Origin of the sequence: Aeromonas sp. OTU364, from assembly GCF_038440395.1 — a bacterium.
Lineage (GTDB): Bacteria > Pseudomonadota > Gammaproteobacteria > Enterobacterales > Aeromonadaceae > Aeromonas.
The window spans coordinates 173,806-187,068 of sequence record NZ_JASATR010000001.1 but is presented as its reverse complement, the minus strand read 5'-3'; the positions used below and the strand labels follow the sequence as shown (position 1 = coordinate 187,068).

At 62.7% G+C, this 13,263-nt stretch carries 9 protein-coding genes; 1 reads left to right on the top strand and 8 read right to left on the bottom strand.

Going from position 1 to position 13,263, the window contains the following annotated elements; translation table 11 throughout:
• Window positions 1–66: 66 nt before the first annotated feature.
• The 8 genes from AAHB08_RS00925 to AAHB08_RS00890 are packed head-to-tail and all read right to left on the bottom strand — an operon-like array spanning window position 67 to window position 12,354.
• Window positions 67–291 (bottom strand): hypothetical protein, encoded by a 225-nt coding sequence (locus AAHB08_RS00925; RefSeq protein WP_290028883.1) that lies wholly within the window; start codon window positions 289–291, stop codon window positions 67–69.
• Window positions 288–2,237, bottom strand: coding sequence for a hypothetical protein (locus tag AAHB08_RS00920; protein WP_342057833.1), 1,950 nt, complete (start codon window positions 2,235–2,237; stop codon window positions 288–290). Before AAHB08_RS00920 ends, AAHB08_RS00925 begins: the two co-directional genes overlap by 4 nt.
• A 41-nt stretch (window positions 2,238–2,278) precedes the next feature.
• Entirely contained in the window at window positions 2,279–2,683 is a 405-nt protein-coding gene (locus AAHB08_RS00915; protein ID WP_342057832.1) for a hypothetical protein, read from the bottom strand.
• A gap of 28 nt (window positions 2,684–2,711) precedes the next feature.
• Window positions 2,712–4,289 carry a hypothetical protein gene (locus tag AAHB08_RS00910; protein ID WP_342057831.1) on the bottom strand — a complete coding sequence of 526 codons (1,578 nt, stop codon included), beginning with the start codon at window positions 4,287–4,289 and terminating at the stop codon, window positions 2,712–2,714.
• A 3-nt stretch (window positions 4,290–4,292) separates the two neighbouring features.
• Window positions 4,293–5,486, bottom strand: coding sequence for a hypothetical protein (locus AAHB08_RS00905; protein WP_342057830.1), 1,194 nt, complete (start codon window positions 5,484–5,486; stop codon window positions 4,293–4,295).
• A gap of 45 nt (window positions 5,487–5,531) precedes the next feature.
• The gene (locus AAHB08_RS00900) at window positions 5,532–9,146 is read right to left on the bottom strand and encodes a curculin (mannose-binding) lectin protein (protein WP_342057829.1); all 3,615 of its coding nucleotides are present in this window, start codon (window positions 9,144–9,146) and stop codon (window positions 5,532–5,534) included.
• The gene (locus AAHB08_RS00895; protein ID WP_342057828.1) at window positions 9,143–9,511 is read right to left on the bottom strand and encodes a hypothetical protein; all 369 of its coding nucleotides are present in this window, start codon (window positions 9,509–9,511) and stop codon (window positions 9,143–9,145) included. The genes AAHB08_RS00900 and AAHB08_RS00895 overlap by 4 nt, the downstream gene beginning before the upstream one ends.
• Window positions 9,508–12,354: a tape measure protein gene (locus AAHB08_RS00890; RefSeq protein WP_342057827.1), complete on the bottom strand. Its 2,847-nt coding sequence runs from the start codon at window positions 12,352–12,354 to the stop codon at window positions 9,508–9,510. Before AAHB08_RS00890 ends, AAHB08_RS00895 begins: the two co-directional genes overlap by 4 nt.
• A gap of 90 nt (window positions 12,355–12,444) precedes the next feature.
• On the opposite strand from AAHB08_RS00890, the gene AAHB08_RS00885 reads away from it, so the two are divergent.
• On the top strand, window positions 12,445–13,227 hold the full coding sequence (locus tag AAHB08_RS00885; protein WP_342057826.1) for a hypothetical protein: 783 nt from the start codon (window positions 12,445–12,447) through the stop codon (window positions 13,225–13,227).
• Window positions 13,228–13,263 lie beyond the last annotated feature (36 nt).

Genomic DNA, 13,263 nt, shown 5'->3' with positions numbered 1-13,263 from the left:
CGTGTTCAAATACAGCCTAATCACTGATTTCCATAACGCCAGAAAACACCGGCGATTAACAGAGGCTTAAACCTCGATTTCATAGGTCGGTAAATCAGGTGCAGACCCAATGATGGCGCCCCCCTGATAGAACGCCTTCTGGCCGATGGCCACCCCTCCCCCTCGCACAATCACTACGCCCCCGCCCGGGGTTTCCAGCGTGGTACTGGTGCCCGTCGTTGCGGTGACGGTACCGACCAGCAGCGGGTCGGCACCGGGGATCAGCGCCTGGAACTGCTTGAACAGGTTCATACAAATCGCTCCACACTCAGTTGCTGGCGTACCGTCATGGCCCGGCCCTGCAATTCAACCGCGACCCTGACGCCTCGGTTAAACCCTTTCCAGCCATCCACCGCGAGCAACGCCCCGGGCAGGATGAGACCCGTATCGGCAGACAACGGCAGTTGGATGGTCTGGGTGCGCCTCGGCATGGTCTTGGCCAGCCCCACCACACCCTGGGCATGGGCCGCCACCACATCACACACCAACGGGTGGGTGATGGCCGGTGCCTGTCGCTCCCCTGCTGTGCCTTGGCGCAGCACCCGGGCACTGATGCCCTGATGACCACCGCTGACATAGATGCCGTTCGCCGCCTGCCCCGGCTGGAAGTCGCTGCCCAGCGTCGTGATGATGGCGCGGGGGATGGCCACGTCGGCTAGCGCTCCGTCGAGCTGCCAGGGCACGGTCGGATAGCGCGGCTTGATGACCAGGTGCCGATCGCGCTGGTGCGGCAGCACGAACCCGCCCGCCGCCTCGGCCAGGTACTTGATCGCCTCGATGGGGGTCTGACTGTCCAGGCTGAAAAAGCCGCCAGGTACCAGCCAATCCGGCGCCTGCCAGTCCAGGGTCCAGCCGAACGGCAGCAGGGCCTGCGCCAACTGGGCCATGGTGGCCGCCGAGCTCTCGCTCACCGATTGCGCCAATACATGGGTTGGCGACAGGTAGGCGGTGCGAGAGCGCCCGGTGAGGGTGGCCGACTCGCGGGCGAAGCTCTGGCTCGACTGCCAGCCATCGCACACACAGTCCCACTGCTGGCCGTTGACATGGATGCTCACCTCCTCCTCGTCCGTCATTTCGGCCGCCGCGATGCGCGGGATCTGGGCCGTGAACTGCCAAGCCCAGGAGTCGGTATCGAGCTCGATGCTCAGCGAGGTGGCCGGAATGTCGATCCCGTCCCTGACCCGCACAATGCTTGCTGCGTTGCTCACCAGGTAAACCCTCCGGGTTGGAATAACGATATGGGCCTGCCCGAACCAGACAAACTCCAGGGAGGCATCCCCCCGGTGCCGGCCAAACACCAGCGCCTTGGTGCGCTTGTCCGGTCGCTCCGGCTTGATGGGCGGCTTGGGTGGCGGGCTGGTCCCCCAGGGGGGCTGCATCGCCTCCTCCCACCGCTCCAGCCAGCCCTTGTGCAGGGGCAGACCCAGCTGCCACTGCTGGCCGCTCAGGGTGGTCCCTTGCGGGGCGCCCTGCTGCCAGCGGTCGGCCTGCCACACCTTGTCCTGGCGCGGCGGGTTGCGATACCCGCTCACCTGCCATCGGCTGACCGGCGCTCCCTCTACCCAGAGCGAGCGGGTGACGGCATGACCTGGCGGCAGGCTGTCGAACCCCTGGCCATGGCTCGCGTTAAGCGGCAGGGCCTCGTCAAACAGCCCCCGCACCGGCTCATGGTGGCGGGGCAGCTGCTCACTGAGATCCACCACCACCGCCATCAAGGCACCGGCCTCCTGCCAGTCACCCTGGCAGGTCGCGGGGGTCAGGGCCGGGCGTTGCCAGTCGCTGGCCACCGCCGTGGTCACCAGAGCGGCCCTGTCCCAATCCCCGGCGCTGGTGTGGCTCGGCCCCCTGTACACGTTGATGTCATAACCGGCCTCGATGTCGTGCAGCACCGCCCTGGTGGTGCTGGCCAGGGTGGCCTCGATGACCACGGTGGCGCTGACGACGGCCACCGGCGCCGCCAGTTCGGCGCTCAGGTGACCGGGATGAACCAGCCCGGCAGAGGTAGCCAGCACCGGCACGGCGCTCTGCCCTTGCAGCAGGGCGGGCAACACCAGCCCAGGCGAACAGGCCAGGCTGGGCGGCTGGCTGGTGCCCTGCAATACGGCCTCATAGCGCACCACAAGGAGCGGGTTCAGCTCCAGGGCGGCGGTGGCCTTGCGGGCCTTGCGCAGTTCAAGCCGGGCATCTGTTCTGGCCATGCTGACCTCGGGGCTCAGGAGGAGCGGTTAGGGTTCGGTGCTTATGGTTCTGTGATAGTGGCGCTGTTGATGCGCACCATGGCGCCGGTAAACAGCTCGGTGGCGGGGATCTCGATGTCTGCACCGAGGCCAGGCGGCCCCACCTCCAGATCCGCCACAAAGTCGCCGTCCCGGTTAGCGATGCGCCCCCAGGCATGGATCCCGCTGGCGGTCGCCATCTGCTCGGCCAGGGGCTTGAGGGTCAGCACCCCACCCGTCACGCTCTGGGCGCAGGGGTGAGGGAACTGCAGCGCCACCAATAGCACCTGGGTGGTGATGGCCGCCCCGGGGGCGGGTCTGGGGCCGGTGTAGATCTTGAGGGTCGCGGCGCCCTCGCTGCCATCGTCGATGGCAGCCGCCAGCAGCTGGGCGCGGCTGGTGCGCAGGGCATCAGAGAAAACGAGCATATCAACCTCCGCAGGTCATGCAGCCCGGTCAGACCAGGCCGACCCCCTCACCGGGGGCGTAGGGGGTGGGGAGCTGGTAGTCAGCCGCCACGGCGTTGTAATCGGCGGGGCCGAAGGCGGGATCGTCCTGGGCGACCAGCATGTAACGGCGGTTGAGCCAGAGCAGATCGAACCGGTACTTGCCGTCACTGGCCCGGCTGTAGGTCTCGGCCACCAGGTCACCATCCTGGGTGAAGCAGAGCACCCGGCGGGCCACACCCTCACCGTCGATGGTCACCGTGCTCTCGATGTAGCCCTGCTCCACATTGCGCACCCCATCCCGCAGCCAGAAATAGTCCCGCCCTTTTATCATCGGGAACGGGGTCAGTTTCGGAGCCTGCACTGGCCCGGCAAACAATGGCGGACTGCCACGCCAGGCCACGTCCTGCGGCTCAAATAGGGCTCTGGGCTCTTGGTTAGCGGGGATGGGCTTGATGGGTTGCCGTTTGTACCCATAAGCCAATTGCGCATCCAGCGGGTATATCTGTGCCCAGATGGTGGCCAAACTCTCCCCCGGCTGCACTTCAATCCATGGGCGAAGAGTCGCCATCGTAATCCAACCTGTTGCAGTAAACCGCTCGGATTTAACCACCACACCTTGGATGTCGTAGGCAATGACTTGGCCGTTGATAGCTGTCAGGCAGAGAGCAGCTGAGGTGCTGGGGGCACTTGTGGTGACGCCATCCACGGTCAGGCTGGCGATGCCGCCAAGGTAGCTAAGGCGCGCCATCACCTGGTTGTTGCTGTCTAACAATACCCCGGTCTGCCCCGGCAAAACCCCGCGACTCAACACATAGCTGGGCGCCGTGCCCGAGGCTGTCAAGCCAACCCCCTCTTGGTGACCAATGGCAGCACCGCTTGGCAGGTAAAGGTCTGGGTTGAGGGCTGTGTACTGCGCGGCCGTCAGGGCGGCAAAGTCACCACTAAAACCGGGTGGGGCACTCAGGATGCTGAACTGAACTTTCGCACCTGAGCTGTTGTTGTTGGTGTAGTTGCTTTGTGCCCGCACATTGGTAAACCGCAGGCTGGCGATGTTGGCCGTATTACAGGGGATGCTGAATGAGTTGTTGCGGCCAACCACTGCCCCATCCCAAGTGTCAGAGGTATAGACGATGGCGCCAGCGGTAAAACTCAGGGTGCCCTGGGTCTGCGGGTAGGTTCCGACCGAACTGGTCAGGGTTAGGCTGGTCAAGCTGGGGCCATAGGATAAACCCTGGCTCAGTGACTTGGAATAACGGTTGCGGATAGCCCCGAGCACGGCGCCTCCGGCGTCCAGAAACTCCAGGTCAAAGTCACAGTAATCGGGGGTCCAGTTGTTGTTGTAACAGCTGACCTTGATTACGAAATCCTTGAGCTGGTTCAAGGTGATCGTCTTGGACAACAGCGGGGTGGTAAACACCCCGCCCGGGTTCATTACATGGTAAAACAGGCCAAGATCGCTGGTGACCCCAAAATTTTCAAACCACTTTGGTCCGTTTGCGGTTACATCTAAGTCCTGATTGTAATAACTAGGGGTCAGGGCCAACACCTGAACCAGAAAGCCGTGACCCGGAAGAAATGTCGCCATGATCTACCTCCAGGGTCCGGTCAGATCGAATCCCAACATGGTGGGGCCACCATTAACACTACTCTCCACGTAAGTAGCAGAGACAAAACGCACGATCTTGTCTGGCAAGGCGGGGAGATTGGAAAAATTCTTACGATACCAGGCGCTGACACTGGCGAAAGGACAAATTATCCCTGGCAGGAAACCACGCAAGTGGTTCCCTGTCTCCATCACCATGATGGGGTCAGCACTCATATAGAATGCGTTGTCGGCAGCATTAGGCACGCTCATTCCGGTGCCAAAACGGCTGAACAACCCCTTAAACCAGCACCCTGATGTTCCAAACAGCTGGCTATGAGGCCGAGCTAGATGACGATAGCTGGTGTCATCGAACGATAGGGCGAAGGTGCCATAGCTGGTGTTGGTTTGACCAGCGGTGAGAGACCAACGGCGGGATGCGTCATCTGCACTGTTCGAACTGTAATTCATCATGATCGCATGGTAGCGATCCCCCGGGCGCACTGACTTGATATAGCCAAAGGCAAACATCGACTGATAATTGGAGGCTGCATAGGCAGGCAGAAAATAGAACAACTGAGGATCACCGATCAGATCCCAGCGCTTGTCGCTATAACGGCCGGTAGCTGGCCAGCGCACATCCGAAATCAAGGTGTAGGTGTTGATGTCCACCACATCCTCGACCAGTTGCATCTTGGCGAGGTAGCCGAAATTGCTGGCTCCCGCCCAACCGCTGTATGCGGTGTTGTCGATGCGTAAGGAAACGTTCCCCGACTCGCTGACGTTGGCAGGCCGATAGATGGCCACCATGCCGTCACCGCTCTCAAAGGTCTGGGTCCAGCCGAGGGGGGCCACCTTCATGCTCATGGTGCCGCTGGCGGCACCGCCAGGATTGCCGCCATCCAGCATGAACCAGACCTCGGTGCTGCTCACCTTCTTGACCCTGTGCTCGCCGTTGTAGGCCGCAGGGCTGGCGCCGCCCACCTCGACCACGGAATCCTGCAGGTAGGCATGGCCGCCCGCGATGGTGGCCTTGGCGGCCCCCTCGGTGGCATCCCACACCAGGCTGTTGATGGTGAGGGTGCCGAACCCGGTCACCAGCACCGCCTTGAGCAGGGCCGCCAACGCCCCGGCGCTGGTATCCCCCAGACTGGGCGCACCCTGCATCGCATTGCTATACCATTTCACCGGAAAAGCCATGGTGTTCTCCTGATTGGTTTTGGCGGGGCAGATTGCCCCGCCCTGTTAACGGTTGACGTTGCCGCGCAGCTGCAGCTCGAACTTGTCAGTCTCTTGCGCCGCCACCGACTGCAGGATGGTGCGGATCACCCAGAGCGGATAGGCCGCCGCCTGGGTGGTGAAGCGCAGCACGTTGCCGCTCGACCAGCCCGCCCCCCAGCCCCGGTGATCCAGCCGGAAATAGGGCTGGCCGTTGTTGGGGTTGATGGGGGCCAGATCGGTGTTCACGTCCCCCACCGCAATCTGGCCCACATGCTCCCCGACCAGCACAAAGTTGGTGCTGGAGTTGAAGATGATGGCCCAGCGCTCCTGCATGCTGGCGCGGTTGGTGACCTGGATCGGGTAGTCGGTGTCGTTGTACTGCGCCGTGGACTGGTCGCCGATGAGGTAATCAGACCAGACATTGGTCCAACTCTTCTGATCGAACAGCCCGGTATAGCGCGCCCACAAGTCGCCGATGATGAGCGCGCTGGACACATAGGTGTCAGCGGCGTCATAGGCGTGAGACAGCGGTCTGGCCAGGGTGAGCCTGCCCGAGATCTCCACGTCGCTGACCAGGCTCATGTCCTCGATGCGGTGCACCACGTAGAGGGGTTCGGCGTAACCGGTCAGGTTCAGGGGGCTGGCCAAGGTGACCACGCCGCTGTCCAAGTTGACGCTGTAGAGCGCCTGGGCGAGCTGCTTGCCGTCCTTGTCCTCCACATGGGCATGGGCCAGCCGTTCGCGGCCGGTGTTGAGCTGCTGCCCGGCACTGACCCCCAGGGGGAAAGCGGACTTGCGGGTGCTGTGCACCACCACTATGTTGCCGGTGCGAATGAACGGCACCCGGCCATCGGACGGCAGCCGCACCGGATCCAGCCCTATGATGTCGGCATCGAGCGGCAGATAGCTGAACACCACGCAGTTAAAGCGGATGGTGTCGGCCACCACGCTGAGCGGGCGCCAGATCTTGCCATCCTCCCCCACTGCCTCAGCGTCATACCAGGGCTGCCCCTCGTTGCCGGCGGCCGTGACCTTGCGGCCAAAGCGCACCCACACCACCCCGGTCTGGTAGTTCACCCGGCCGTCCATGTCGGTGGTGGTGAAATAGCCGTCGCCGTCCGCCGTCGCCTCGATGCGGCGCCCGCTCGCGGTGTTGGCCGCGAGATAGAGGCTGCCCGGGGCCACCGGGGCGCCCGGGGTGCGGAAGGTGACCGCATCCACCGACTGGGCGCTGAACGAAGTGGCCAGGGACTGCAGCGCCGGCTGGGCAGCCTGTCCCGCTGCCCAGTCGGCCAGCACCGCCAGCCCGTTGCTGTAGTCGATGGTGCCCGCCTGAATGCCGGCGCCCGTCTCCGGGTCCGGGTTGCGGTAGAGCAGCCCTTGGCGGTCCACGTAGGTCGAACCGCCCAGGGTGAAGCGCATCGAGCCCTCCAGGATCGCCTCGGCAAACCCGGGGGTCACGTCGATACGCAGCGCCTGGGCAGTCAGGGTCGCGTTTTGCGCCTGGGCCGAGTTGTTGTTGCGGTAGGTCACATCGACCCAGCCCCCCTCGCCATCGGGGAAGGTGTAGGCGGTGTTGTGGTAGTGGATCCCGGTCATGGTCCAGCGCTGCACCGCGATCTGGTTGCTGCCCTCCCAGCGGGTGCCCACGGTCACCCAGGCGTAGGTCGGCTTGGGCAAGGGCGCGCTGCCGTCTGGCATGAAGTGCAGGGTGCCGGCGCTGTAGTCGATGGCCCCCAAGACGTTGCCGCTGGCGTCGATAAGCTGGCCCTGACCGTCATCGCGCAGGGTGATGATGGGGTCGCGGGTCTCGATCACCAGCTGTTGATCGTCCACATCAAACTTGTGGTAGAGCGCGTTGAACTTGACGTGCACCGAGCCCGGGGTGAGGTTGGTGGCCCCGCCCCCCGCCCCATCCAGGGTGATGGAGAGGTGCCCCACCTGACCAGGGGTGGAAAGGCGCCCCGGCTCAACGTGGCGCTCGGTCACCGGCTCCCCGTACTGGTACTGGGCCACGTACTCCTGGCCCAGTGCCGGCAGGGTGATGTGCTCCAGGTCGATGATGCCCTCGGCGTAATTGATGGTGCCGGTGATGTCGCCCCGGATCCGCCCATCCCCCACCGCATCGTTGGCGGTCAGGCCCGCGCCCCAGGTCAGGATCAGGCTCTTGGGGGTGATGCCGGTGTGGGGCAGTTGCCAGGCGCTCTTGCTGATGCTGATGGGCTGGTTGCTGCGGTTGGTGTAGTTGACCGGGGTGGCCCAGCTGAACAGGATGGAGGTGTCCACGTCAGGCAGCGCCCCCAGGGTCAGCATGACCGAGCCGGTGGCCAGATTGACCACACCGGACCCATAGGATCTGTCCGCCCCGAACAACTCGCCCTTGCCGTTGTCCTTCAAGTCGTACCATTTCCCTTGCGCCATGAACGACACCGTCAGGGTGCCCGGCGCCGGGGTCGGCATCAGGGTGATGGTGTAGGCATAGCCCCGGTTGTTGGCCTTGATCTCGATCTGGGCCGTGTCGGCGATGCGCGACGGGCGGGCCGCCGGCCAGAAACTGACGCTTTTGCTGGCGCCGCCGTAGTTCGGGCACTGGGCGTTGAACTCCAGCTGGCCACGGCCATAGTCGATGGAGCCGATGACCGACCCCGCCACCACCAACTCGCCCCCCTTGTCGGTGATGGTGGCGGCCCCGATGACGATGGTCAGGCTGCCCGGCTTGGCGCCGCTGCCGAGGAACAGGCCCCGGCTCGGGGCGATGCTGGCCACGGTCGAGAAGCTGACCAGACCCTGGCCGGAATCCACCAGGCTGGCCAGCTCACCGGCCGCCGTCAGATCCACCGCCGGGGTTTCGCTCCTGGCCGCTGGCACCAGCTGGGTGAAGATGGTCTTGGCCTTCACCTGCATGGCCCCAAAGGCCGCATTTTCCGCCAGCTTGGTGGTGGCGAAGTAGTTGGCGGCATCGGCCACCACTGTCTCGCGCAGGGCGGTCTTGGCGTTGGTCACCACGTCATAGGGGGTCGGCTGCTCCCCCTCGAAGGTGTAGCGCAGCGGATCCGCCAGTTTGCAGGTCACCACGTTGCGGGTGAACTCGGCCACCCCGGGGATCTGGAACTTGGCCAGTTGCTGGGTCACTTCCAGCACCCGCACATACTGCTCGAACTCCCCCGCCTTGCCCTCGTTGCCGACCAGCACCAGGGTCTCCCCCACTTCCGGCAGGCGCACCTCGACCCGCTGGAAGAAGCGGATCGCCCGCTGCCCTTCCAGCTGGGTGTCGTACAGAAAGCCGCGCCACTTGGGCCCACGGGCCAGGTAGCGCTCCAGCACATCGCGGGCAGCGTCCCGGGTATCGTGGTGGTCTTTGGTGCTCATCAGGCACAGGCCCACGTTGGGGTCGCTCGGCGGCAGCAGCACTGTGGTGTTGGCACCGTAATAGGTGTCGGTGTCGTCGGTCTGCACCGCCAGAAAGGCCTTGCGCAGGTTGACCACCCCATAGGCGCGGTCGAGATCGCTGACATCGGGAAACAGACTGTTGTGCTCGCCGCTGACGATCTCGTGGCCGGTGACCCGGCCGCCGCCATCGGGGGTATCCGTCAGCCGTTGGCTGGCCAGCAGCTTGATGTCGCCGGAAAGAATGGTCATCGGATCACCTCGGTGAAGTTAAGGGTCAAGGCATAGGGCTCACCCGCCTCGGGGTCGGCCATCTCGATCAACGGGGTGGCTACCACGCCGGGCCGGCGCCAGAACACCTCCCGCTGCAGCCCATCCAGCAAGGTCAGCGTCAGGAGTTGGGCCACCTGGGCCTCCAGCGCCTTGAGTGCGAGCACGGTGGCGCGGGGGCAATGACCCACCAGGGTGATGGGGCGTCCCTCCGGTTTGGGCGTCTCCTCGACCAGGAGGGCCCCCGTGAGGGTTGGCGTGACCACTTGCTCGACGGGGGCCCAGTCGAACTCGTCGCGCCAGATGAGATCATCGGGCAGGTGCAGCCCGTTTAAGGTGACGTTCATGAGCGCAGTCCCTGCTGTTTAAGGAGGTTGATAAAGGCGGCGGCATTGGCCTCATCGGCCTGCACCTCGGCCTTGGCACCGTTCGGTGTACGCAGCTCGATGATGATCCGCTGGGGTTGCCCCGGGTTGAACGAGGTTTGAGGGAGGCTGGATGGTTCGACTTGGCTTGAGGTCGATGCGGGGGCTTGCGCCTTCTCTGCCTCTTTCGCCTGGGCCTTGTTCAGCTCCTGCTGGAGCTTGGTGCGCATGGCCTCCATCTCTTTCTGGAACTTCTCACCGTAATACTTGCTCCACTCGCTATAGGCCGGAATGTCTTTGACCTTCTGGCTGTAGCGGGCCAGTTCTTCCTCCACGCCAGCGAGAGTGTTGGCCAGGGCATCGGCATTGCCACGCAAGTTGTTGATGTCCACTGTCTTGTAAAAGAAAGAGCCGCCACCCACGCTGCGGGTCACCTCTCCCCGGCCACTGCCGGCACCGCCCCCGCCTCCTGCTGATGCTACGGCGTTGCCGGTCTGCTGCGCCTCATCCTGTACGCCACGAAGGCCCGAGCGCATGGCATCGGTGGCACTCTTGGCCTTGGCGGCCGCCGTGTCGAAGCCATCGCCGATCGCCGCCACTGCGGTCTTGGCATCACCGCTGCCCCCCTTCACCTTGTCCATGGCAGCAGCGGCGATAGCCATGGAGCGGGTGATACCGTCCCCGGTAAGCTGGCCCTGCTTGGTCATCGCCTGCATCCGCTCGATCACCGCATCGATCTCGGCCTTGTTCTTTGCCTGGTTGAATGCGGCCGCCAGGTACTCTTCACAGGCCGCCGAGCTGGATCCGCTGTGCTGCACCAGGGTGTCGAGCGCCCCCAAGGTCTCCTTGAAACTCTCGCCGATACGGCCATTGGCCCGCTCGAAGTCCAGCCCCAGGGTCTCGGCTGCCTTGCCAAGGGTGGCGGGGATCTCTGCCGCCGTTTTCCTGGCCACGACATTGATTTCATCCATGTAATCGCGGGTCTGCTTGGCCTCGGTACCGATCTCCTTGACGGCGGCGGCCCCAGCTCGCCAGCTACCGGTCGCCTCGTCGTAATGCACCTTGCCCTCGGCGACCAGGCGGTCGAGATCCGCCATGCTGGTAATGGCCACACCCAGTTCGGCAGAGAGGGCTGCCAACTGGCCATTGAGCTGGGCCTGGGTTTGCGAGCGCAAGCCCTGCGCCTCTCTAAGGGCTAGCTCGGCTTGCACCAATTGACGCAGGGCGTTGGCGAACTGGGTGATCTGGATGATGGATTCCACCGTCACTGCGGCCAGCACAGCCTTGAGGGCCATGCCCAGCGCCCGCACTCCGATGGCAGCACCGGCCGCCGCCGTACCTGCTGTGGTCATGCCGCCAGCAGCGGTCGCCGTGGCCACTGGCAGCGCGACAAACTGGCCATAGAGGCCGCGCAGATCGGCAATCCAGCCCGCGATTTTCAGGCCATACCAGGCCTGTGCCATCACCAGCAGGGCATCCCGCCAGGCATAGACGGTCTGGATAAAGGCCTTGATGGACTCCCCAAGCCCGACGATGCCATCGGAGAGGCGCTTGGCCCACGCCTGCAGGCGGCCATCCTTGGCCATCGCGTCAAACTCGGCGTTGAGCTGGGCCAGCTGGTTCTTGAGCCAGGTCAGCGCCCCGTTCTCCGCCACCATGCGGTAGAACTTGGCCAGGTTGTCCTGGGCGTTGGAGATAAGCCCCGAGAGCAGGCTCATGTTGTTGGCGGCCGCCCCGCTCGACTGGGCCGCGATCTCGTTCATCAGGGCCTGGATGGTGTCACGGCCAAGCTTGCCGGCTTCCGAGAGCTTCTGCAGCTCGGCGGTGTTCTTGCCGGTGACTTGCTCCAGCAGTTGCCACACCGGCACCCCGCGCTCGATAAGCTGCAGGATCTCCTCCCCCTGCAGTTTCTGCTTGGCCCAGGCCTGGCCGAGGGCCAGGGAGATACCCTGCACCTCCTCAAATCCGCCGCCCAGTTTGAACGCCTGATCGACGATGCCCTGCATGGCACCATTCATGGGGTCGATGCCAAAGGCTTTCAGACGCACGAAGACCTGGGTCACCTCGTCAAGCTGCAGCGGGGTGTTCTTGGCAAAGTCCTGGATCCAGGCGCTGGCCTGCTGGCCTCCTTCAATGGAGCCCATCACCGCCTTGAGCTGAACGCTGAGGCGTTCGGCCTGATCGCCGGTCTGGAACATGGCCATCAGCTGGGTGGTAAGGGTCTGGATCCCGAACCAGGTACCGGCCATGGCCACCAGGCGGCCGGTCAGGCTACCGATGGCCCCCTGGAAGCCGCCAGCGCCTTGCGCTCCCTGCACCAGGGAACGCCCCAGCCGTTCGGTCTGGGCCGCACTCTCGCGCAGCTCCCGCTGCAGGCGTTGCTGTTCCTGGGCAAGGTTGCGGGTATCGAGCCCGGCTTGGGTGAGCCCGACGTGCAGGCGGGTATGGGCGGCGGATTGGGAAATCAGCTGGCGCTCCAGCTGCTTGACCTCGGATGCCAGCAGCCGTTCCTGGTCGGTGAGCACACGGGCCTGACCAGCACTGGTCTGCTGCTCGGCCCGTAATTGTGCCAGCTTGTCGCGGGACAGTACGCTGGCCTGCTCAAGCTGAGTCAGGGCCTCGGCGGATTGGTTGAACTGCGCGATCAGTTCTTGCTGCTGGCTCAGGGTTTCCAGCGTCTGCGCCAGCCGCTCGGTCTCGGCGGCCGTCTCGTCTGAGATAGGGCCCAGCTCCTGCACCTCACCCGCCAGCGCAGCCAGGTCCTCGCGGCCGGTGACCTTGGCCGCCAGCTCTAGGGCAAGTTTGAGGGTGGAAGAGGTGGACATGAGGCATTCCTGAGAGATTCAGATATGCCCCATGGTAAAGGGATGGCAAAATAGGTGGGTTTATGATGAGTTACAACTACAGGGGGGAATATGCACACGCTAGATCACTTTAAAGCATCATTTAATTCCGTGGGATGGTTTATTCCTCCATATGTAATGCTAGGTTTTCTTGGTCGCCTTGCTAATGACATTTCGGTAAAAGGTAGCAATTTTACTCAAGGTGACTTAGAAGCTTGGTTGTCGCAAGTCTATTCACCAGACCACCTTGCAGCAATGGTTTCTGAACGCTACTCAGTAACACCTTATATCAATGAATATCAGGGGATCATTGCCCAAGCTGTTGAGGCACATTTTCTTGGATTGGATCATGTGGCTGTATCAGGGTTGATGCCCGTTATCGAAGGTGCAGGAAAAAAACTTGCCAAGAGTAGAGGCGTGCCTTGGAACAAGTCAAGCGTCAACGTTTTCATTGGACTTGCTGACGATTGCAAAACTGATGCTATTAGAAATAACCTTGGGGCCGTTGGTGAGGTTGTTTCGATGATAGATTCTTTTTCTGACTTTGCAAAAAACCATTTATACATCAGCTCAGACAAATACCCATTGTCGGACAACACAAATAGACATGGAATTCTTCATGGTGCCTTTTCTGATGTTGACTACGGGAAACCTATAAACTTTTACAAAGCAATCTCGGCCATAGATTTCCTGTGTTTTCTATCAGCCTTCAGAGCTAATATTTCATGGCTATGCCCCAATTATACCGAACACGCACGCTCTATTAGCAGATACTATAATGCGTGTATCTCTCTATCTAAGAGAAAACTCTCAATTGTTAACACCCCCCTAAATTATCAACAGAAGCAATACTAATAACTCACGAATATTATGAAAACGGCGGGTTTCCCC